Annotated in this window: 24 protein-coding genes; 8 read left to right on the top strand and 16 right to left on the bottom strand. The window is 40.8% G+C overall.

The window, feature by feature from the left end; translation table 11 throughout:
* The first annotated feature begins 57 nt into the window (after window positions 1-57).
* The 8 genes from hisD to hisIE are packed head-to-tail and all read left to right on the top strand — an operon-like array spanning window position 58 to window position 6,441.
* Window positions 58-1,314: a histidinol dehydrogenase gene (hisD, locus tag ACZ5GY_RS03235; protein WP_464111990.1), complete on the top strand. Its 1,257-nt coding sequence runs from the start codon at window positions 58-60 to the stop codon at window positions 1,312-1,314.
* The gene (locus ACZ5GY_RS03230) at window positions 1,311-2,525 is read left to right on the top strand and encodes an ATP phosphoribosyltransferase regulatory subunit (protein ID WP_464111989.1); all 1,215 of its coding nucleotides are present in this window, start codon (window positions 1,311-1,313) and stop codon (window positions 2,523-2,525) included. The genes hisD and ACZ5GY_RS03230 overlap by 4 nt, the downstream gene beginning before the upstream one ends.
* Window positions 2,519-3,169 (top strand): ATP phosphoribosyltransferase, encoded by a 651-nt coding sequence (gene hisG, locus ACZ5GY_RS03225; protein WP_213692003.1) that lies wholly within the window; start codon window positions 2,519-2,521, stop codon window positions 3,167-3,169. Before ACZ5GY_RS03230 ends, hisG begins: the two co-directional genes overlap by 7 nt.
* A complete protein-coding gene (locus ACZ5GY_RS03220; protein WP_213695961.1) occupies window positions 3,159-3,728 on the top strand; it encodes an imidazoleglycerol-phosphate dehydratase in 570 nt (189 codons plus the stop codon). Before hisG ends, ACZ5GY_RS03220 begins: the two co-directional genes overlap by 11 nt.
* Window positions 3,725-4,342, top strand: a complete 618-nt coding sequence (gene hisH, locus ACZ5GY_RS03215; protein WP_213692001.1) for an imidazole glycerol phosphate synthase subunit HisH — start codon at window positions 3,725-3,727, stop codon at window positions 4,340-4,342. Before ACZ5GY_RS03220 ends, hisH begins: the two co-directional genes overlap by 4 nt.
* Window positions 4,339-5,058, top strand: a complete 720-nt coding sequence (locus tag ACZ5GY_RS03210; protein WP_213692000.1) for a 1-(5-phosphoribosyl)-5-[(5-phosphoribosylamino)methylideneamino]imidazole-4-carboxamide isomerase — start codon at window positions 4,339-4,341, stop codon at window positions 5,056-5,058. The genes hisH and ACZ5GY_RS03210 overlap by 4 nt, the downstream gene beginning before the upstream one ends.
* Window positions 5,052-5,816: an imidazole glycerol phosphate synthase subunit HisF gene (hisF, locus tag ACZ5GY_RS03205; RefSeq protein WP_213695960.1), complete on the top strand. Its 765-nt coding sequence runs from the start codon at window positions 5,052-5,054 to the stop codon at window positions 5,814-5,816. The genes ACZ5GY_RS03210 and hisF overlap by 7 nt, the downstream gene beginning before the upstream one ends.
* 1 nt (window position 5,817) lies before the next feature.
* Window positions 5,818-6,441 carry a bifunctional phosphoribosyl-AMP cyclohydrolase/phosphoribosyl-ATP diphosphatase HisIE gene (gene hisIE, locus ACZ5GY_RS03200; RefSeq protein WP_213695959.1) on the top strand — a complete coding sequence of 208 codons (624 nt, stop codon included), beginning with the start codon at window positions 5,818-5,820 and terminating at the stop codon, window positions 6,439-6,441.
* Here hisIE and ACZ5GY_RS03195 read toward each other — a convergent pair.
* The 16 genes from ACZ5GY_RS03195 to ACZ5GY_RS03120 all read right to left on the bottom strand — a co-directional run bounded on the left by ACZ5GY_RS03195 (window position 6,438) and on the right by ACZ5GY_RS03120 (window position 20,414).
* Window positions 6,438-7,226 carry a PHP domain-containing protein gene (locus ACZ5GY_RS03195; protein WP_213691997.1) on the bottom strand — a complete coding sequence of 263 codons (789 nt, stop codon included), beginning with the start codon at window positions 7,224-7,226 and terminating at the stop codon, window positions 6,438-6,440. The two genes, hisIE and ACZ5GY_RS03195, sit on opposite strands and share 4 nt — an antisense overlap.
* Complete coding sequence (locus ACZ5GY_RS03190; RefSeq protein WP_213691996.1) at window positions 7,201-7,539, bottom strand: serine kinase; 339 nt, start codon at window positions 7,537-7,539, stop codon at window positions 7,201-7,203. Before ACZ5GY_RS03190 ends, ACZ5GY_RS03195 begins: the two co-directional genes overlap by 26 nt.
* Window positions 7,540-7,551: 12 nt before the next feature.
* Window positions 7,552-8,850, bottom strand: coding sequence for a [Fe-Fe] hydrogenase large subunit C-terminal domain-containing protein (locus ACZ5GY_RS03185; protein ID WP_213691995.1), 1,299 nt, complete (start codon window positions 8,848-8,850; stop codon window positions 7,552-7,554).
* A gap of 12 nt (window positions 8,851-8,862) precedes the next feature.
* Window positions 8,863-9,294: an ATP-binding protein gene (locus tag ACZ5GY_RS03180; protein WP_213691994.1), complete on the bottom strand. Its 432-nt coding sequence runs from the start codon at window positions 9,292-9,294 to the stop codon at window positions 8,863-8,865.
* 3 nt (window positions 9,295-9,297) lie between these two features.
* Window positions 9,298-9,663: a DRTGG domain-containing protein gene (locus ACZ5GY_RS03175; protein ID WP_213691993.1), complete on the bottom strand. Its 366-nt coding sequence runs from the start codon at window positions 9,661-9,663 to the stop codon at window positions 9,298-9,300.
* Between the two features lie 20 nt (window positions 9,664-9,683).
* Window positions 9,684-10,883, bottom strand: a complete 1,200-nt coding sequence (locus tag ACZ5GY_RS03170; protein ID WP_464111988.1) for an ABC transporter substrate-binding protein — start codon at window positions 10,881-10,883, stop codon at window positions 9,684-9,686.
* A gap of 21 nt (window positions 10,884-10,904) precedes the next feature.
* Window positions 10,905-11,402 carry an adenosine-specific kinase gene (locus tag ACZ5GY_RS03165; protein WP_213691991.1) on the bottom strand — a complete coding sequence of 166 codons (498 nt, stop codon included), beginning with the start codon at window positions 11,400-11,402 and terminating at the stop codon, window positions 10,905-10,907.
* Between the two features lie 51 nt (window positions 11,403-11,453).
* Window positions 11,454-12,284, bottom strand: a complete 831-nt coding sequence (locus tag ACZ5GY_RS03160) for an HAD-IIB family hydrolase (RefSeq protein WP_213691990.1) — start codon at window positions 12,282-12,284, stop codon at window positions 11,454-11,456.
* Window positions 12,285-12,359: 75 nt separating this feature from the next.
* Window positions 12,360-12,803, bottom strand: a complete 444-nt coding sequence (locus ACZ5GY_RS03155) for an OmpH/Skp family outer membrane protein (RefSeq protein WP_213691989.1) — start codon at window positions 12,801-12,803, stop codon at window positions 12,360-12,362.
* A gap of 70 nt (window positions 12,804-12,873) precedes the next feature.
* Window positions 12,874-13,827 (bottom strand): class I SAM-dependent methyltransferase, encoded by a 954-nt coding sequence (locus ACZ5GY_RS03150; protein WP_464111987.1) that lies wholly within the window; start codon window positions 13,825-13,827, stop codon window positions 12,874-12,876.
* A 94-nt stretch (window positions 13,828-13,921) separates the two neighbouring features.
* Entirely contained in the window at window positions 13,922-14,674 is a 753-nt protein-coding gene (locus tag ACZ5GY_RS03145) for a CBS domain-containing protein (RefSeq protein WP_464111986.1), read from the bottom strand.
* A complete protein-coding gene (locus ACZ5GY_RS03140; RefSeq protein WP_464111985.1) occupies window positions 14,664-15,857 on the bottom strand; it encodes a cytidylyltransferase domain-containing protein in 1,194 nt (397 codons plus the stop codon). The genes ACZ5GY_RS03145 and ACZ5GY_RS03140 overlap by 11 nt, the downstream gene beginning before the upstream one ends.
* Before the next feature lie 2 nt (window positions 15,858-15,859).
* Window positions 15,860-16,732 carry an N-acetylneuraminate synthase family protein gene (locus tag ACZ5GY_RS03135; RefSeq protein WP_464111984.1) on the bottom strand — a complete coding sequence of 291 codons (873 nt, stop codon included), beginning with the start codon at window positions 16,730-16,732 and terminating at the stop codon, window positions 15,860-15,862.
* Window positions 16,733-16,901: 169 nt separating this feature from the next.
* Entirely contained in the window at window positions 16,902-17,570 is a 669-nt protein-coding gene (locus tag ACZ5GY_RS03130; RefSeq protein WP_464111983.1) for a TylF/MycF/NovP-related O-methyltransferase, read from the bottom strand.
* 52 nt (window positions 17,571-17,622) lie between these two features.
* Complete coding sequence (locus ACZ5GY_RS03125; protein ID WP_213690588.1) at window positions 17,623-17,982, bottom strand: flagellar protein FlaG; 360 nt, start codon at window positions 17,980-17,982, stop codon at window positions 17,623-17,625.
* Between the two features lie 77 nt (window positions 17,983-18,059).
* Window positions 18,060-20,414, bottom strand: a complete 2,355-nt coding sequence (locus ACZ5GY_RS03120) for a flagellin N-terminal helical domain-containing protein (protein ID WP_464111982.1) — start codon at window positions 20,412-20,414, stop codon at window positions 18,060-18,062.
* Between the last annotated feature and the right edge of the window lies 1 nt (window position 20,415).

Below are 20,415 nucleotides of genomic sequence, written 5' to 3'. Positions count from 1 at the left end.
CATGCCATCTAAATTTACTATCGCTCTAATAATTTACCACGATAAAGGATGAGGGGTATGAAATTTATAAAAGAAGCTAGTTCTTTCTACAAAGAAAGCTCGGTGGAGGTTCAGAATACGGTTTCTCAAATCATTAAAGACATTCGTCAGGAAGGTTGGGAAGCAGTAAAAAAATATGCTCTTTCACTTGATAAGTTCAGCGGCTCTTTTCAAATTTCCAAAGAAGAGCTCTATGAAGCAGAAAAAAAACTTACATCTTCAACTCGAAAAGCTCTTGAACGAGCCATACGAAATGTTAGAACATTTCACAGCTATCAGAAGAAACTCTTTCAGCCTTTTGCATGTCCTATAGAAAACGGCGTTACAGCTGCACTTCGTTTTATTCCTGTTGAACGAGCGGCAGTTTATGTACCTGCTGGACGATACCCATTGCCAAGCACAGCAGTAATGGGAGTCGTTCCTGCTCAAGAAGCGGGAGTTTCAGAAATTGTTCTTCTCTCTCCTCCAACAAAAGAAGGAAGTATCTCTCCTATCATTGCCGCAACGGCTTCTCTTCTTGGCGTTTCTGAAGTATGGGCCCTTGGGGGTGCACACGGAATAGCGGCCATGGCCCTTGGAGCAGGCCCTGTAAAGAAAGTTGACATGATTGTCGGACCAGGGAATGCCTACGTAACAGAAGCAAAACGGCTACTCTCAGGCGAAGTTGGTATCGATGGGCTTGCCGGACCTAGTGAAGTGCTCATTATAGCAGATGAAACTGCTAATCCTTTGTGGTTGGCAGCCGATATTGCCGCTCAGTCAGAACATGACCCTATGGCTGCAAGCACTCTTCTCTGTACAGATGAAGAAACAGCTCTGAAGACGCTTTGGGAATTAGAAGCTCTCTTTAAAACTCTTGACACTGCTGAAACAATCAAGCAAGCCTGGAAAAATAACGGAACACTAGCTATCTGCTCTCTTGACGAAGCTATACAGGAAAGCAACAGACGAGCGCCAGAACATCTTCAACTTTGCCTTCGAAGCGGAGAAAATATTTTGAATCTATGCACAGCCTATGGAGCCGCTTTTGTAGGGAATATGTCACCCGTTCCATTCGGTGACTATATAGGAGGAACAAACCACACTCTTCCCACTCAGGGGCGAGCACGGTTTAGTGGAGGACTCTGGACAGGAACTTTTCTACGTCCCCTTACGTCCCTCACTCTTAATAGTATAGGAGCCAGTTCCCTTTCTGAAGACGGAATCACTCTAGCTGAAACGGAAGGGCTCAAAGCACACAGTCTTTCCATGGCTTTACGGAGGAATAAATTATGAATATAAATCGCTTACCACGAGGATGTACAAACGTAGGTGGCCCTCTGGCTGCCTCTATGGATAAATGTCGTACCAATTTCATGGAACTTTTTTCTTCCTTTGGATACCGACCTTTTTGGCCTTCCGCGCTACAACTTCTTGAATCTGCCTGGCCTCACCTTCCTGAAGGGTATAGACAACGGCTTATTGCACTTACCACACCATACGGAGAGCCTTCCTGTTTGAGAGCAGATATAACGCTGGCAGCTGTAGCTTTCCTTGCTTCTCATTACGCTCCAGAACAGCAGCCATTGAGACTCTGTTATGCAGATAGGATATTCAAACGTGCTGAAAAACACGAAAATCGCATTGAAAACTTTCAGATAGGTGCAGAACTTCTAGGCTGGGAGGGAGAAGGTGCTGACATTGAAATCCTATGGCTTCTTTTACGCTGGTTAGACGAAATAGGCCTTGATAAAAGTATTTTAGTCATAGGCGATGTAACTTTTCTGAATTACGCCCTGGCCCACGTAGGGACAGCTATAGCTGAACGTTTGTCTCGATCTTTGCTCGAAGGGAATCTTTCCGAATATAGAAATGTGCTCTCAACGTCTGATATTCCAGAGTACAGTCGGAATATTTTAGAGCACCTCCCTGACCTGAAGGGGACAAAAAATGTACTTGAGCAAGCCTCTGCTCTTTTGGGATCTTCTCAATATCTCATGCCATTAAGAAATATTGTGAAAGCCCTTTCTGACTTGGGATATGAAAAACGCATTTTCGTAGATTTGAGTTTGGCACGAGAGCTAAGTTACTACAGCGGCCCTGTATTTCGTATTTATGCCTCTGGCAGATCTGGACAGGAAATTGGCGGCGGAGGGCGATATGACGGCCTTCTCAATAGTTATGGATTAGATGGTCAAGCTATAGGTTTTGCTATAGATCTCGAGGAAGCCGCGACTCTTGCACTTCCTCCTTCTGGGTCCCATCGCGTTATGATGTGGTGTTCTACTCTGCCCCCAGAGCAAGCGCTTAAACGTGCTGGGACCATTCTTTCTATCGGATTAAACGGAGAAATGAGTTGGAACAAGAACAGAAACCAATCGTACGAATCTGCCTCATCTCGAAACTGCGAATGGTGGATAGATTTAGGACGTGAAACCGTTACGCAAATTGAATGCGGGAAAGTCATGCCGCTTTCTCAATGGATGAGGGAGGAATATACATGTTAACTCTTGCACTTCCAACAGGTCGTGTAATGAAAGAAGCCATCGATCTGTTCGAAAATATAGGGCTTCCAACAAAAGAATTACGTAATGCCGGTCGAAAACTTGTTGTACAAGAAAATAACTATCGCTATATTCTGGCCAAACCTTCAGACGTACCACTTTATGTCAGCCATGGAGTCGCTGATTTAGCTCTCATAGGAAGCGACGTTCTTCAAGAAAGCGCCATAGATCTTGTAGAACTCGCGGATACAGGACGTGGAAAATGTCGCATTGTGGTTGCCGGGCCAGAACGTATGGTTCCTGCTTTTGCAGGACACCCCTCTGAATTGATGTGGACAAAAGTAGCAACAAAATACCCTAGAATTGCAGACGATCACTTTTCCTCACTGGGAGTTCAGGTAGAGATTATTCATCTTCATGGATCAATAGAACTTGCTCCAGCATTGGGTATGGCAGACTGCATTCTAGATATCGTACAGACGGGAAATACTTTACAGGCCAATAAGCTTGTTATTCTTCAAGAAGTCAGAGATGTCTCTCTGAGGCTAGTCGCCAGCAAGCAAAGCGCCTCTTTAAAATGGCCACAAATAGCAGCGCTTCTCAAAAAAATAGAAAATTTGAAAGGTGTGGTAGGCAATGCCAACTGAACTTCAAAGGGAAAGTTCCGAAACATCGATTACACTCAGACTTTCCATCCCGGGGAAAGAACGTTTTCTCGATATTCCATGTGGTTTTCTTCGGCATATGCTTGACCTCTTCTTCTTTCACAGTGGCATATCAGCAACAATAAAAGCTACTGGGGATACTGATGTAGATGCTCATCACCTTACAGAAGACATAGGAATACTTCTTGGAAAAGCTTTTTTAAAGGAACTCGAAAACAAGCCCTTTGCGCGTTATGGCTGGTGTGCTATGCCTATGGATGGCTCTCTTGCCCTTGTTGCAGTCGATATAAGCGGTCGTGGACAATTTGTGTGGGATGGAACATTCCCATCGCCATCATGCGGAACCTTCGATCTTGAATTGGTTCCAGAATTCTGGAGAGCTTTCTGTAGAGAAAGTCGCATAACTATTCATGGACGTCTTCTCGCCGTAGATAACAGCCACCACGCAGCAGAAGCTCTATTTAAAGGGATAGGACGTGCTATGAAACAAGCAACTTCCATAGAAAATGAAGTGCAGTCAACAAAGGGGATGCTTATATGATCGGAATCATCGATTATGGAGCAGGAAACGTAGGTAATGTAAAGAGGGCCCTTCTCGCCCTTGAGGAATCATGCACCGTACTTCGAAGCCCAGAGTTGGTAAAAAAAGATATTGATTTTTTAATCCTTCCTGGCGTAGGAGCCTTTGCTCCTGCCATGATAGCGTTACGGCAACAAGGCTGGGACATATTTCTTCAACAATGGGCAAAAGAGAATAAGCCTATTTTAGGTATATGCCTCGGTTTGCACCTTCTTTGCGAAAGCAGTGAAGAAGATGGATATCATGAAGGACTAGGTCTTTTAGAAGGTCATGTTTGTCACCTGCAAACGCGTAAATGCCCCCACATGGGGTGGAATTCTCTGGAATGGATAAAACCTATAAAAGGGGTAACACCCTCTTCAGAAAAAACTAACTTTTATTATTTCGTCCATAGTTACGGCCTTCCCCAAACAGAAGACACTGTAGCTATAACACGAATCGAAGAGAGATCTGTTACTGCTATTTGCCTCCGCAAAAGGGTGGCTGCTTTCCAATTCCATCCGGAACGAAGTGGTAATGCTGGACTTTCCATACTGGGAAAAACTATAAAAATGTTGAGAGGTGTTTCATTATGATACTTTATCCTGCCATAGACCTCTATCAAGGGAAAGTTGTTCGCCTGAAACAGGGAGACTTTAACATTAAGACAGAATATGACATTACACCGTTAGAAGCAGCTCATAAATTCGCCGAAGCAGGGTGCACGTGGGTACACATTATAGATCTCGAAGGGGCGCAGGTTGGACATCCCGCCCATACATACATATTACAATCTCTACACCACCTTGGCCTCATGGTTCAGTATGGAGGCGGTCTTCGATCTCTTTATGATATAGAAGAAACTTTCAAAGCAGGTGCAACTCGTCTTTACGTAGGGAGCCTTCTTGTTGAAAATGAAAAAATGGCCAGCCAACTTTTCTCCACGTGGGGAAATGGAATTATTCCAGCAGTGGACATAAAAGAAGGAAAGGTTGCAACTCGTGGATGGACCTCAACGTCATTTTTGCCTCCATCTGAGTATATTTCCTTTTTGAAATCGGCAGGCTATACCACACTGCTTGTCACGGCTGTTCAAAGAGATGGCACTGGCGTTGGTCCCGATATGATGCTCTATTCACAGCTTTTAAAAGAATTCCCTGACATATCTATCATAGCAGCAGGCGGGATATCATCCCTAAAAGATTTGGAAGCTCTTCAATCGATAAACATCGCCGGGGCCGTTCTTGGAAGAGTCTTGTATGAAAAGGATTTCGACTTGAAAGAGGCATTAAGGAGGGTCTCGTTATGTTAACGAAACGAATCATTCCATGCCTTGACGTTAAAAATGGACGAGTAGTCAAAGGCATCCAATTCAAAAATCTCATTGATGCCGGCAATCCAGCAGAAATGGGTAAACGATATATGAATGAACAAGCAGATGAACTCGTTTTTCTTGATATATCAGCTTCCTCAGAGCGGCGAAGTACAATGAAAAGCTGGGTTAAAGATGTAGCTGACCATATTTTTATTCCCTTTACTGTCGGCGGCGGTATTTCGTCTGCCGAACAGGCACGAGAAATAATAGCTCTCGGCGCTGATAAAATTTCACTCAACACGGCAGCTGTAAAAAAACCTGGTTTGATTCGTGAATGCGCTACCCTTTTAGGGCGTCAGGCCGTTGTTCTTGCCGTAGACGTTAAAGAAGAAATTCCCGGTCACTGGGAAGTTTATATTGAGGGAGGGAAAACGTCGACAGGGAAAGATGCCTTCCAATGGATACAGGAAGGGGTTGAGCTAGGCTGCGGTGAAATTTTATTGACGTCAATGAATCGTGATGGAACCCAAAAAGGATATGATATCCCCCTTCTCTCAAAAATTGTCAATATGGTTCCAGTGCCTATTATTGCATCTGGGGGTGCTGGTAGTAAGGAAGATATACTTCATGCGTTCCAAGCAGGTTGTGATGGTGCTTTAGCCGCTTCTATCTTCCATTTTGGAACGGTACCTATTCCTTATTTAAAGAGATGGCTTAAGGATCAGAATATCCCTATTCGACTTGTGGAGGCATAAAATGATTGATTACGAACAAATACACTTCGATGAAAAGGGGCTCATTCCCGTTATTGTTCAAGATTGGGAAAGTGGAGAAATTTTAATGCTCGCCTATGCTAATCGCCAGTCTCTTGAAAAAACTGAAGAGATCAACGAAATGGTCTTCTGGAGCCGCTCGCGTCAGGAACTTTGGCACAAGGGAGCAACCAGCGGGAATAGACTAAAGCTGAAGGAACTTCGCCTAGACTGCGACGGAGACACCCTTTTAGCTTTTGTAGAACCTACAGGACCTGCATGTCATACAGGAGCAAGATCATGCTTTTTTAACATGCTCACTAACGAACAGGCAGGAAAGGCTATCTTCCCTGGCCAATTATGGAAATATCTAAAAAAACGACAACTCGATAATCCAGAAGAAAGCTACACTGCTCGCTTAATAGCGTCTGGAGTAAAGAGAACGGCTCAAAAGATTGGTGAGGAAGGTGTGGAAACGGCACTTGCCATTGCCGCCGGAGATAAAAATGAAGTGATATATGAAGCGGCAGATCTTCTTTATCATCTCATGGTGGGGCTACTTTCAGCAAACGTATCTTTGCACGAGATTATAGCGGAACTTGAGAGAAGACACGCTAAGGCACATTAATTCGGCCAAGGTGCGAGCACTTTGCGCCCATCTTCCTTCCGAATAGCTTTCGCCAACTCATCGAAAGAAGGCTCCGCGAGAAGAAAGGTGGAGCTATTTTCAATACAGAGGCTTTTCAGCCAATGAGAATCGGAAGAACGTATAAACGTCCATTCTGGATATCTTGCCTGAAGGGCCTCTACTTCTTCGGGGAAACACCTCCATGAGACTTCAAGAGCATCGGCAGGGAAGTTTGAAGGGATTGGCCCCAATACTGCAGGATAGGAAAAGGAAGGGCGGTCTATATGGGCTAGAATAACAAGACCTCCTCTTCTTTTAGCTTCAATTGCCACTTCATCAACAGAATAGCCAACACCTTGAATAAGAAGAATCTCCTCTTCACAAAGAATATCGTTCTTATCAGAGATAACCAATTGGTCTCCAAAGACCTCTGGACGATTCTGTACTCCAGGCATTCGTTGCCACAACCATAATTGAAAATCAGAAATCGTATTGTAATCTTTAAAAAGAGTAACAACATGAATATCTTCAGCCGTTTGAACTTCAATGCCTGGGATGACAACAGGATTACCAGCAGCCGCTTTAAACACAGCTGGGAAATTTAATGCCGAGTTATGATCTGTAATAGCTATAATATTAAGACCTTCCTGACGTGCTTTTAAGACAATGTCTGGTGCTCCCATCTCAAGCTCTCCGCAGGGAGAGAGCACCGTGTGGATATGGATATCAGCACAATAGGGGGTCAGACTGCTTTCTTCTTTATCGAGTACGCAGTCCCATTTCATAAAGCCGCCCACAAATTTCGAATACGGGTAAAGGAGAACAGGCTAGTGTCAATTTTTCCTCTTCACATCTCTCTATTAAATCCCCTGCTGGTCGACGTCCTCCTCCGATTATAATGAAGGGAACATCCTTTAAAACAGCAACTGCCGCAATATTGAGATGAGTCTGTATAGTAATCCATACCCATCCTTCTTTTGCAGCAGCCATTATAAAACTCAACAAATCCCCAGTAAGCGCTCCCTTAATTTCAGCATCAGTTTCTCCTTGGGATACAACTTCAAGTTCAAATTCATCAATGATAGATTGAATATTCAAATTTTCCCCTCCTTATGAGCCAAAGGCATGAGGCACTTTCCCCGAAAGTTGTGAAATTTCCTTACTTAAATCATGAATACGCTCTCGAAGCTTAAAGATGCAATCTGTCATTTCACCTTTTCCACGCACTATATCTTCAGCCATGGCCCGACACGACGGACGTCCGCACGAACCACAATCAATATGAGGCAAATCCGCGTAAATGGCATTCATTTCTTTAAGCTTTGCCATTGCTTCTCCTAAATCGTTTGAAAGAGGTAAACGTTGCTTAGGCTGAATAGTCTGATCAAGCTTCCAAATACCCTTTTTATACCACTTTTCTATGTTTTCTTTCTCATCGTCAGTTACGCTCCAATCTACTTTCATAGCATCAATACGCAAACGAGAGAGAAAACGAGATTCGTGAGTTCCTACCCCACCAATACATCCTAAGTCACAGGCACGACACTCAACGTAATCCACACCACCCAAACGTCCCAACTCTAGCTCTGCTAAGAGATCAATCGTGTTTCTCATGCCTGAAACAGCAACAGTTCGTAAAGGACGACGGCTAAAAGAAGAAATATGACGAGACTCACCACCAGTAATCGACCATTTGAGCCATCGATCATTCATTTTGTGGGTTCCCTCTCCAGATATTTTTGGACTTCCGGCCAAAATATCATGTACGACTCGTCGAACCGAAACAGTATATGCAATGGAGCTGAGCTCACGTCCCACAGGATTTCGTACAAGAGTTGTCTTGGCAGGGCATGGAGAAATAAGGGTAAGATCATCTTTTCTTCCTGTAACCTCACGCCAAAGAACGACACTAGACTCAAGCGGTGATTCTATAGGAATAAGTCTGCTTATAAGTTCTGGAAAATTTATTTGAATAAGGCGAATAACAGCAGGGCAATATGTTGAAATAAAGGGAAGACGCTCAGATTTTTCTGCCTCTATATGGCGCGCAATGGCATATGCAGCCACGTCAAAAGCCAATGCTTCACAATCAAGAATATCTTCCATTTGTGTAGCATGTAAAGCTTCTTTCATGAGAAAAGGTGAACCGTATGAACCAATTTGAACGTAAAAACAAGGGTCAGCAATGAGAACCACTTTTTCTTGAGATCGTAATAGTTCCCATTCATCCTCATTGAGAATTATTGCCTTCTCTTTACACTTTCTGATACACTCCCCACAATCAATACAAAGATCAGGAATAATGTGAACGCATCCAGTTAAAACACGCATTGCTTCAGTAGGGCATGACTTTATGCAATTTGCACAACCTCGACATCGTACTTCCTGAACTCTGACACCCCCAGCCATAAGCTTTCCCCCCTACTCTTTCTTAAAAAAAATAGTGGCGCTTAATACTGTTCCTTTCCCAACTTCAGAATCAAGGTGCATATCATCAGAATGACGTTTTATATTAGGTAGCCCCATACCCGCTCCAAATCCAAGCTCTCGAATTTCATCGGTAGCTGTTGAGTATCCTTCTTGCATTGCCAGTTCAATATCTGCAATTCCCGGGCCCCTATCAATAGCCCATACTTCAAGTTTATCTGTATAAACGATAAGACGTATAGTTCCTCCACCTGCATGAAGGACTAAATTCATTTCCGACTCATAGGCCACAATTGACGCACGGCGAGTAATGTCAGACGGAATTCCCAACATTTTCATAGTAGCTTTGAACTGAGTGGAGGCTTCGCCTATAGCACTAAAATCGCGGCCAGCTACAGTGTATTCTTCTACATAAGGTTCGCTCACAACCTACACCTCTCTCGCAGGGATATTACAGGGCAACACTCCTTCTCTATAAAGAATGCCACACGTTTCAAACATACTGCTATGGCTCAGGATCACCGGCATTCCTAATTGAGATGCAAGTTTAATTGCCGCTTCCTGAGGGCGCTTCCCCCGCACGAAAACGACAGCAGGAATATCTAGCATTTGAGCAGTACGTATAATTTGGACATTGGTAAGTCCCGTAAGCAATAGAGAACCCGGCCTGGCAAAGGCAAGAACGTCACTCATTAAATCAGCACCGTAGGCATATTCGATTTCTGTGGAATCAAGTAGTTCTTCGCCATACAAAATATCGCCTTTAATATGTTCCACTACTTCGCGAAGCTTCATCTTCACGACCTCCTACCTGCTTATTCTTCTCCGCCACGAACATTCACTGTAGCGATAGGTTCAAATCTGCCTTTTTTAACCTGGAGAATGCTGACCTCTCGTTCTTCAGGTCGATGCGTCTGGTCGCTGAATTTCAAAACTTTTTTGCCTAAAGACACACCTTCTATCGCTGGCATTAATGCAGCTACAATATCTGGGTCCGGAGTTTTAGCCCTGTGCAGCCCTTGAAGAAGCCACGAAGCGGCACTCCAAGCTCTACCGGCTAGAGCCCTATCTGGAACATTTTTACGAGTTATCGTCCATATCTTTCTTTCAAAAGCAGCTAAAGACAGATCCGATTCCAGAGAATATTCCTGACTTACTGCAATTATCCCCTCACAATTACGGAGGGCTGGATTAGGCTCTCCTCCATACCATAGAGAAAGAGACAATCCATCTTCGCGTTGACTTTGATAAATATTGGTCATCGCAAGGGAATCAAGCCAAAGAATAAAACAATTGGCACCAGATTGAATGCCCTCTTGATAGATAGTCTTAAAACTGTTGTCTCCAGCACCGCTCTTCCAAAAATTATAAACAGGCCATCCATGTTTTGCCGCTAATGTGGAAAATCGGTCTGATCGAGCTGACAGACCATCATCAAGACGGTCTGTTATCTGAGCTACCCCATTATCTGTTTTGAATATATGAGAGCCATAAGCTGCTAACGCTTCCGCCCGATATGTTTCAGGTAAATCCAAAGCAAAGACATAAGGAAGAATGCTTCCTTTCTCATTACGAAGAGAAAGATTTTCGCCATATGCAGAGAGAAGAACAGGCCCCTTTTCCCCTAAAAGAGAAACAAGATTGTTATTTAATGAACCTCTGACAAAACTTAGAACAGCAACGTTATTTTTCTGCCAAGCCTTTTGGCGAACCTCAAGCTCCTCTTCAGAAGGAATATCTTCTAATTCGAAAAATACGTCGTATCCGGCTATTCCTGCTGCACTTTCATTAATCTCTTGTTCAAGAACAGACAAGGCTAAAGAGATGGATTGTCCCTCTTCACTTTGCCAGCCTTCTTCAGGAGGCAGCACAGCAATAGTCCAAATCCATCCTTCCTCTAATCCTTTTTTCACTTCGTGATGCATTTCAGCGTTACATTGAGCATTTCCATATAGCAACCCCAAGAAAAAGGAGGCTCCTATGCATAATATAGATAAAAAACGTTTATAAAACATAATAAAGAGACCAATTACACGCTATCGTTTATATCCGATAATGTCACGAAGCAATTTTTTGCGCGCTTGTATATGGTCATTTCCTTCCACGCCAACAGGCATAAAGCCATCAATAACACCAGCAATTCCTCGGCCTTGTTCTGACTCACATACGATAGTTTGGATTGGATTTGCAGTTGCCGCAAAGACTCTACAAACCTCCTGGCAATTTTTAATGCGATCTAAAACATTTATCGGATAGCCATTTCTCAGCAAGATAACAAAAGTATGACCAGCACTCAACTTCTGAACATTTTTGATAGCAAGATTTTTCAGATCATCAGCATTTCCATCATAACGAATAAGACAGTCGCCAGAAGCTTCGCAGAAAGCTATTCCAAACTCTAGGGAAGGAGAAGAAGTAATAAGTGCCTCGTAAAGATCTTCAACTGTTTTTATAAAATGACTCTGTCCGATAATGATATTACAATCCTCAGGAAACTCCATTTGTACTAGTTCCCATTTTTTAATTTCAGTCATGATATATCCTCCTTGTGGATAACGAATAAAATGTTAATTGTTGTTCTATTTTTATAATACTACACGTTTAAGCCCCTTATTATCAACCCATGAACCTGAAATAAGATAATTTACAAGATAGACAAAGCCTTTTTCACGAACAGGCGGCATTATTACGTGGGCGCGTTCTAAAATCTCTGGAACAGCATCAGACGGTGCTATTCGAAGATGAGCTTCATCAAAAAGTGCAAGATCGTTGCAATGATCCCCCGCCGCGACTATGATCTCAGGTTCTATACCTAACTGCTCTATATAGTGAGAAAGAGCTGCTCCTTTAGAAACTCCTACAGGAACAACGTCTAAAAAGTCATCTCCAGAACGCATTACATCAACGAAATCTCCTAATGTCTCTTCAATAAATTCTTCAAGACGTAATATCTCATGTTCATTGCCATAAAATATAATTCGAAAGACTCGATCTTTTACTCGAGGTTCCTGCAAATTATCAAATACGGGAACATCTGCCCGAGTTAAAAAAAGTCGTGTCTCTCTATCATTTTTTCGGCATATTGCCGCCTCATCAGTAAAAATTTGTAATTCTAAAGGAAAATTCCATCCAGCTTCAAGCACTTTATTTACAATTTCAGGAGGAAGACCTGCCTCCCATAAAGAACGCCCCGTCATGGGATCCATGAGGCGTGCTCCATCATAGACAATAGCGGGAGCCCACGCTCCAATAGCTTTTATATGTTCTATAGCTGTCGCAAGAATACGCCCCGTGGCAACCATAATCTGCCAGTTGTTGTCTCTAAGACGCGCACATGCAGAAACTACTTCTGGATGAACAATCTCTCCAGAAGAAAGAGTCCCGTCAATATCTGTCACGAGTATTTTTTTATTCATATGACTTCTCCCTACAAAAATAGGGTTGTGCCATCAAGACACAACCCTATACTTTCACTATTCTTCCAACGGAAACTATTTCGACGCAGCCGCTTTCTTCAGCTCTTGAACTACATCGTCTGTAATATCGATACCGCCAAAATAGACGGCGCTTTTCTCTATTACGACAGTAATCCCTTTCACTTTGGCTACAGTACGAACGGCCATCTGAGCTTCTTTAAAGAGAGGCTCCATCAAACGCTGCTCTTCCATAGCAAGCTCTCTGCGTTTTGTTTGATAGATTTCCATTTTTTTGTTCTGATCTGCTTCTTTTTCTACAGCGGTTTTCATTTCATTCTCTTTTGTTTGGCTGATTACTTTCAGTTGCTGGGTTACGCTTTCAAATTTAGGATGCTGAAAAACGATTTTTTGAGAGTCAATGACACCAATCTTCTCTTCGGCCATCGCTATACCAGAAACCATTAAAACAACCAAAATAGCAAGAGATGCAATAAAGACCCCTTTTCTTGTACCTATCATCAAAAGACCTCCTCCAAAGCAGAAAAAGTTACTCACTCCTGGGCATTGTAGCGTCGAAACTATTATACGTCTAGGTGGGAAATACGGATTCTATTAGATTACCAGTTTTAGGTATACAAAGCAGCAACGTATCCGCTTCAAATTTTTTAATTTTAGGGAGAAAATAATTTTTTTCTAACTCTTTTAGGCCTTCATCTTGAAAAGCATAGGACGGCATTCCTTCTTGAGGTTTATTGTTAGCTTTCCAATTTTCAAGATTGCTTATCCCATATCTTTGAACACATTTTACTCTATAATTTTTTATTCCAGCAAGGTGGCATAAGTATTCAAGACTTTTTTTGTTAAAATAGCTTAGATGCGCTTTTTGCCAATAAAAATGATTATATGCTTCATTTTCCTTCAAAAAATGGTCATCCCTGTTAGGAACTTCCAAAAGGAATAAGCCCCCCTCTTTAACTAAATGTAAGCCTTTTTTTAAAAAATCAAGGGGATCTTTTACATGCTCCAAAACATGAAAAGCAGAAACAATATGGAAACTGATTTTTATATCGTCTGCTATGAAATCGTCTAGAGTTCCTTTATAAAAACTAAGATTTCCCTTTGATTGAGCATAAGCAACTCTCTTATCACTGCGATCTAAACCAACAGCAAAGACACCTTCGCAAGAAAGTTCTTCCACAAAGAAACCATATCCACATCCGACATCAAGAGCTGTTAAACTCGCATATGGAACACCTGGATAAAAATTTTTTAACTCTTTTTTTACCATAGACATACGCCTAAACGTATCAGGAAGTGCTCTTTTTCTGATGCTATCGATGTCAAATGTATTTCCCCATAAAGCTGTTGCCTGTTTATCTAAGTCATAAAAATCTTGTTCATCTTTTTGTGACGGAAGAACAGAAAGCTGAGTATGTCCACAGTGAGGACAATTTAAAACTTTTATTGTTTCAGTTTCATCATCTCTTACGGTAGAAGAAACTAATGTTCCTTTACTAATTTTATTACATATTAAGCATTGCATAAAGAACCCCCCTCTTCTTAGGTTTCAACACCGATTTCATAGTTTTTTGACGCCTATTCAACGCCTAAAACAAGAAGCACTCTGAGGAGTTACGTTATCGCCTTCCATAAATATCATCATATCGTATAATATCTTCTTCTCCGAAGTAATCGCCTAATTGAACTTCTGCAACCATCAATGAAATATCCTCTGAAGTGTTAATTAATCTATGTTTACACCCTTTGGGAATATACACAAAACTCCCTGCTTCTACCCTTTTTCTAGATTCCCCAATAATCACTTCACCCCAACCGTTAATAACGACCCAATACTCCTCTCTTTTTTTATGTTCTTGTAAACTTAATTTACCTTTAGGCTTAATTTTTATTATTTTCGACTGGGAATATTTATTCAAAAAGGTTGTTTTGTAAAAGCCCCATGGTTTATTATAAATTTCATGTTCAAGTAACTCGTCATCTAAAGACAAAAAGTCATAATCAAGGCCAAAATCAATATCCGCCAAGAGTAGTACATGCATATTATTCTTAGTGATAATGTTTTTCAGAATACCTTTTTCATCTACTATTGGGATAAAGTTAATACGAGAACTTTTAAATAATTCAATTATTTTACTAAAATTATCATTAAATAGAACCTTATTAAAGGTCTTATTATATGCACTTCCTACCATATCTTTAATATTTTGCCCAGAAATAAAAGCTCTTCTAATATCTCCGTCTGTTAAAGTACCAATAACGTGCCTATTCTCGTCAACTACCAATAAAAAACCTTTCTTATTCTCATCAATTTTGTATAAAGCTTCAAAAAGCGTTTCGGTAGGTGTAATTATAAACAAATCAAAATTCATTTATATTACCCCTCATTTTTAATATAAGCTCGACAACTTCTCTCACAGCTCCTTCGCCACCTTTTACACTCGTTACATAATCGGCATTTTCCCTGATGCACTCCATTCCATTTTTAACAGAACAACCTAGCCCTACCCTTTTAACCACTTCTAAATCATTTATATCATCACCAATATATGCTACTTCTTCATACGCTAATTGATGTTTCTCGCAAAGTTCCTCTATTACTTTCATCTTATTTTGTATTCCCAAATATACTTCGTCAACTTTCATTTTGTTAGCTCTTCGTTTGAGCAATTCTATATTTTCTCCAGAAATTATTCCTGTTATAAAACCATGCTTTTTTAAAAGTTTAAAACCCATTCCATCTTTTGTGTTGAACTTTTTAAGTTCATCGCCATTTTCAGAATAATACATTCCACCATCAGTTAAGACGCCGTCACTATCAGTCAACAAACATCTTAAGTTCATTATTTTATCTGCCAAATTTGTTGCCTTTTTTCTCTTCTTTAGCAATTGTTCAACTATTATCCAATCTGTAGGTTCATCTATTTCAAAATATGATTCTTCAGGCATCTCTATCAACCCTATATTTCCCGAAATTCTACATTTCGAACTCAATAAATTCTCTTTTGATGTTATATAAAAAGCCCCATTCTCGACATAAAAGCCTTTAAATTCTTGACGACGCGGCCTATTAAGTGGATCATAATTCAGCGCATCTCCAATTTGCAAGGAAGATTCGGACCATAAAAACCTTTTCTGACGTACTACTGACAAAACACTATCAAAAGAGGTTTGGTTATATTTTTTTATTCCCTTGGAAAGATCCTGACTCGTTAAAAGAGGAGAAGTTGCTTGTATTAAAACTACACTTTCAAAATCATACTTATTTGCGAATTCAAGCATTACAGATTCAGTAGATGCTATATCTGTTGATACTCTTTCAGATCTATCTATAATAAAGACTTTATTTGAACTATACTCCTTTACTACCTCCTTTATTTCTTCGTTATCTGTAGATACAACAACCTTATCAATTTCGTCGCATTCCACTGCAGCATCTAATACCCAATATACAAGAGGTCTACCGTTAATTAATTTAATGTTTTTTAAAGGAATAGATTTACTTCCGCCACGAACTGGTATAAATGCTAAAGTATTCCCCAATCTGTTTTTCAAATCTACCTCCCCCTATATTTCAACTTATCCCGCTGCACTTTTTCTATTTCTAATATTTCTTCTTTTTTGTAGTTTAATGCTTTATAAGTCGCATCAAGATCTCTCTTCAGTCTTCGCATATCTTCTGGCTCTAATGACGCAGCATGATCGGTTCCTTTCCACGTTCTATCTAAAGTATAATGCCTTTCTATAGTTGTTGCCCCCAATGTAAATGCAGCAATGTCTACTGCTATTCCAAGATGATGCCCTGAAAATCCTATCTCTTTAACTTTTGCCCCAAACTTTTCTTTAAGTCGCTTAATTTCTAATAAAGCAACATCTCCAAATGGCACAGGATACCCTGAAGTACAACTATAAACCACTAAGTCTTTGTTACGCCCTTTACTTTCAAAAAGACCTACTATTTTGTCTTCTTCTTCGCGTGTAGTCATTCCAAATGATAAATGAATTTCTCCTTCAAAATTATCACATAACCAACTAAGCATTTCAAAATGGTTGTTACATGCAGATGGTATTTTAATCAATTTAGGTTTTAATGAAGTTATTTCTTTTGCTGAAGTTAAGTCCCAAACTGAAGTACTGTAAGTAACTCCAAATTCTTCACACCACTCTTTTAGTTGTCTATGCTGGTCTAAACTAAACTCTAAATATTCTCTATGTTCGCCATAAGTTTTACCGTATGAATTGACTGGATTAGGATGGGGAGCATTATACTGCTCTTCAGTTAATAATTCCTTATTATTTCTCTTTTGAAATTTTATAATATCAACTTTACAAAAAACCGCTGCTATCTTAATAAGATCCCTTGCAATTTCAATTTTACCTTTATGGTTACAGCCAGCCTCTGCTATAAGTCTAGGTTTTTTATAACACATCCTGTATAACCTCCAAATCAGCATTAAATACACACTTACATTTATACTATTGACTTTTCCCTCAGAATTTTTAGATTCTACTCTTTAGTTTTTTCTTAAGAAAAAACTAAAGATATATTTAAAATTATAGTGACATAATGCGAATATATTTTTGGGATTTTATTTGCTATTAAGGTTTTGTTATATACGATGGCACATGCGATATTGGCAACTTTTGAATAAGGATATCTTGATTATTCTCAAAGAATTCATCAATCGCTCGGGTTTCTCCTGTAACCGTCCCGTAATCATCAAATAAAACCAAGCCACCTTTAACTAGGCGATTATAAAGAAGTTCTAAGATTATTTTGGAAGGTTGATAGACATCCACATCTATATGTAAGAGAGCTATTTTTAATTCAGGATGTTTAGAAATATATTCTGGAACTGAAGAAGTAATGTCTCCTTCAATAAGTTCATAATTATTTATAGCTTTGTGCGTTAACACTTTTTCCAATTCTCTTTTAGAAATTCCATCGCCCCCTTCGTTTTCAAATTTATCTATAAATTCTCTATCTACGTCATTATCAGCACCAGGGAATTTCCCAAACGCATCAAACCCTATTATTTTCCTAGAATATGAACTCTCTAATATTTCTCTAAACGTACAAAATCTTATAAGAGACGCTCCTTTATATACGCCACATTCAACTATATGGCCGGGCAAAGTCATTATAGATTTATATAATTCATATTGAGCAAGAACCTTTGATAATCTTGTTATATGACTTGATAAATAGAAACCATTTTCATAGTCCCATTGCTTATCAATATTAAAACCAAATATTTTTTTCGACATCTCATATTCTCCCATTAAATTTTAAAAAAGCCGGCAAAAAGCCGGCTCTCCACTATCCTTTTACATCAAAGAGCATCCCTAGCAGATCTTCAACATGTTTTACTAAGTTCACAACTTCGTCAGGTGGGATCTTTCGAACAACTTCATCTTTAACCGTATCTATAACTTCTACCTGGAAAAGATCCGCTTCCTTAACATACTTGAACTTTAAGTTTCTATCAAAAATTTGAACTATTTCTTCTGCTTGGGTGAGAACATTCTTTAGTTCCTTTTCGTTTTTGGAAAAAGGAACTCCATTATGAAAAGTATTGCTTCTGTTTGAACTACCCCCGGCCTGCTGGTGGATAGACAAAGGAGAGAGTGTCGCGTCAACAGGACTGGAGCGAAACCCCGCTTTTGAGGAAATGTTCATGAATCCGCCACCATCCTCTGCTAGAAAAGAGAGGGGCTAAAGCCCCTCTCAAAATGTTTTTTATTCTCTCGTTTGTCTTACCGAAGCAGCTGCATAACAGCGTTGGGCAGCTGGTTCGCCTGGGCCAACATGGAGTTACCGGCCTGCATAAGGATGTTGAGCTTCGTGAAGTTCATCATCTCTTTTGCCATATCAAGGTCACGAATACGGCTTTCAGCAGCGGTCAGGTTTGTGCTGGCTGTGGTCAGGTTATTGATGGTGTGCTCTAAGCGGTTCTGATAGGCACCAAGGTTGCCTCTCTGGCTGGAAACTCTGTCGATAGCACTATCAATGACAGTGATAGAACGGCTGGCAGAATCTCTGTCAGTTACGAGTACTTTGTTCAAACCAAGGGAACGTGTACTCATATCGCCAATATAGACTCCCATATCTTCTTTTTCATTGGCACCAATCTGGAAAACAGTTGTATTATCGGCAAGGTGAACAGTTGTATCATATGTACCAGAAGAAGAAACGGTCCATTTCTTAGCAGCATCATCCCAAGCAGCATCTAAGCCAGCCATAGCGTCAATCTCGACATCTACGTTAGGATGTACTACTCCAACAAGCTGATTGCCTGTTACTTCAACCTGGTTTACATTTGTTCCGGTGTGAGCATTGGTTACCTTAACGTTAAAGGTGTTTTCAGATGCTTTCTGAACTTCGTTCAAGCTGAGAGCTTTAACGACATCTTCGTCACCAATAAAGTTAATATTTCCAGCTTTACCTGCTACAGCACTGGAAATGACCAATGTGCCACGTACAGAATAAGGGGTATTATCGGCATCATCTTCGACGAATTTAACAAAGTTTCCTTTGTTCTCATCTCGATTGGCAGCATCCAAAACTTTAATCTGATCCAAGCCAGAAGAGACTGCGTTATTCAGCTTTAATGCCAAATCACCAAGTGTATCTTGGCTGTACAGAGTAATACTTGCGTCTTTACCGTCACCCTGAACAAGTTTAATTGTCTGAGGATCATCCATAAGGAATCGTCCAGAAGAAGCATCCCAGAACTTATCAAGATCTCTCAAGCTGACATCTTCAAAAGCCTCGTCACCAGCATCTAACTGACGGAAGGTAGCCTCGCCAGCAGCTAATGTGCCCATATCAAATTTATATGTGGAGAGCTGAGCTGTTCCATCTTCGTCAAATGCCCAGAATTTAAGCTCTTTCTGAGTATCATTCAAAGCACCATCGGCGAAATAGAACTGCATCTCCTGAGTATTGGTTACGCCATCAGCTGTAACACTGAACTTCAGACCATCTTCACCACCAGTAGTCTTACTCCCAACATTGATGACAAACTGCTCTCCAACTTTCAAATTGGCATCCATAGCGGTAGTTACATGCGTTCCATTTAAGGCATTAAACGTAAGACCTGCTGTTGTAAGTGTGTCAAGAGCGGAAGCTGTACCAGCAGCCTCGAAATCAATTGTAATATCTTTTTCAGCGCTCTGCATAACAGCACCGGCAGTAGATCCCATGGTCTGGACTTTTACATTGAAGGTTATCTTATGACCATTGACAGCTTTAACTTCCCATAATGTAGAAGCATTAACATCGCTTCCAGAAAACAAAGCAGTTGCAGCAGTGCCGAGGAAATCGTCAAAGCCTGTAGGTACGCCATCCTGTACCCCAAAGCTGGAATTTATTACTCCTGTAGCTGATGTAGCCGCACTCAAAGTAGCTTCTAATTTTACGGAAGTTGCGTTAGCGCTTGCATGGACAAGGCCCTCTCCGGAAAGAGTTTTGATACCAAGAGCTTCTTTACCAGAAACATCAGCAATGACATCATCATGTTTCACCTTGAAAATGTCGCTCTTCTGTACCTGTGTCTGACCAGCTTTAGCCTCAACAGAAAGTTTATAGTTGCCCTCAGCTACGATCTTCTGGCCGTACTGATCAATGGTACGAAGTCCGCCACGTACAAAAACCTTCGTAGAAAGCTCGTCTGTGGACCAAAGCACAGATGCAGAACCATCAAGCAACTTCTTTTTGTTAAACTGAGTTGTTCCAGCAATACGATCAACTTCATCACGAAGCTGATCGACTTCAAGCTGGATGTACTGGCGATCCTGAGATGTGAGTGTGTCGTTTGACGCCTGTACGCTTAACTCGCGCATTCTCTGTAAAATAGAATGTGTTTCGTTAAGAGCACCCTCAGCTGTCTGAATCATAGAAATACCATCTTGAGCATTGCTGACAGCCTGATCCAATCCCTTATACTGTGCACGCATTTTCTCGCTGATGGCAAGTCCCGCCGCATCGTCAGCAGCGCTATTAATACGAAGACCTGTGGAAAGTTTGTTAATGGATTTCTGAAGAGAACCATTTGTCTGGCTTACAGAATTGTAAGCAAAAAGTGCAGGAATATTATGATATACTCGCATT

The sequence above is a fragment of the Aminobacterium thunnarium genome (genome assembly GCF_055390565.1).
The sequence above is the reverse complement of the archived record's forward strand: the minus strand, read 5'-3'. Positions and strand labels throughout refer to the sequence as shown.

What these genes read in the sequence shown, in the direction of transcription:
- ACZ5GY_RS03120 (WP_464111982.1), bottom strand. Translation starts at nt 20,414, where the DNA reads ATGCGAGTATATCATAATATTCCTGCACTTTTTGCTTACAATTCTGTA.
- hisF (WP_213695960.1), top strand. Translation starts at nt 5,052, where the DNA reads ATGTTAACGAAACGAATCATTCCATGCCTTGACGTTAAAAATGGACGA.
- ACZ5GY_RS03220 (WP_213695961.1), top strand. Translation starts at nt 3,159, where the DNA reads ATGCCAACTGAACTTCAAAGGGAAAGTTCCGAAACATCGATTACACTC.
- ACZ5GY_RS03185 (WP_213691995.1), bottom strand. Translation starts at nt 8,850, where the DNA reads ATGGCTGGGGGTGTCAGAGTTCAGGAAGTACGATGTCGAGGTTGTGCA.
- ACZ5GY_RS03125 (WP_213690588.1), bottom strand. Translation starts at nt 17,982, where the DNA reads ATGAACATTTCCTCAAAAGCGGGGTTTCGCTCCAGTCCTGTTGACGCG.
- ACZ5GY_RS03150 (WP_464111987.1), bottom strand. Translation starts at nt 13,827, where the DNA reads ATGCAATGCTTAATATGTAATAAAATTAGTAAAGGAACATTAGTTTCT.
- ACZ5GY_RS03230 (WP_464111989.1), top strand. Translation starts at nt 1,311, where the DNA reads ATGAATATAAATCGCTTACCACGAGGATGTACAAACGTAGGTGGCCCT.
- ACZ5GY_RS03135 (WP_464111984.1), bottom strand. Translation starts at nt 16,732, where the DNA reads ATGTGTTATAAAAAACCTAGACTTATAGCAGAGGCTGGCTGTAACCAT.
- ACZ5GY_RS03195 (WP_213691997.1), bottom strand. Translation starts at nt 7,226, where the DNA reads ATGAAATGGGACTGCGTACTCGATAAAGAAGAAAGCAGTCTGACCCCC.
- ACZ5GY_RS03210 (WP_213692000.1), top strand. Translation starts at nt 4,339, where the DNA reads ATGATACTTTATCCTGCCATAGACCTCTATCAAGGGAAAGTTGTTCGC.
- ACZ5GY_RS03130 (WP_464111983.1), bottom strand. Translation starts at nt 17,570, where the DNA reads ATGTCGAAAAAAATATTTGGTTTTAATATTGATAAGCAATGGGACTAT.
- ACZ5GY_RS03165 (WP_213691991.1), bottom strand. Translation starts at nt 11,402, where the DNA reads ATGACTGAAATTAAAAAATGGGAACTAGTACAAATGGAGTTTCCTGAG.
- hisG (WP_213692003.1), top strand. Translation starts at nt 2,519, where the DNA reads ATGTTAACTCTTGCACTTCCAACAGGTCGTGTAATGAAAGAAGCCATC.
- ACZ5GY_RS03170 (WP_464111988.1), bottom strand. Translation starts at nt 10,883, where the DNA reads ATGTTTTATAAACGTTTTTTATCTATATTATGCATAGGAGCCTCCTTT.
- ACZ5GY_RS03160 (WP_213691990.1), bottom strand. Translation starts at nt 12,284, where the DNA reads ATGAATAAAAAAATACTCGTGACAGATATTGACGGGACTCTTTCTTCT.
- ACZ5GY_RS03175 (WP_213691993.1), bottom strand. Translation starts at nt 9,663, where the DNA reads ATGAAGCTTCGCGAAGTAGTGGAACATATTAAAGGCGATATTTTGTAT.
- ACZ5GY_RS03145 (WP_464111986.1), bottom strand. Translation starts at nt 14,674, where the DNA reads ATGAATTTTGATTTGTTTATAATTACACCTACCGAAACGCTTTTTGAA.
- hisD (WP_464111990.1), top strand. Translation starts at nt 58, where the DNA reads ATGAAATTTATAAAAGAAGCTAGTTCTTTCTACAAAGAAAGCTCGGTG.
- ACZ5GY_RS03155 (WP_213691989.1), bottom strand. Translation starts at nt 12,803, where the DNA reads ATGATAGGTACAAGAAAAGGGGTCTTTATTGCATCTCTTGCTATTTTG.
- hisH (WP_213692001.1), top strand. Translation starts at nt 3,725, where the DNA reads ATGATCGGAATCATCGATTATGGAGCAGGAAACGTAGGTAATGTAAAG.
- hisIE (WP_213695959.1), top strand. Translation starts at nt 5,818, where the DNA reads ATGATTGATTACGAACAAATACACTTCGATGAAAAGGGGCTCATTCCC.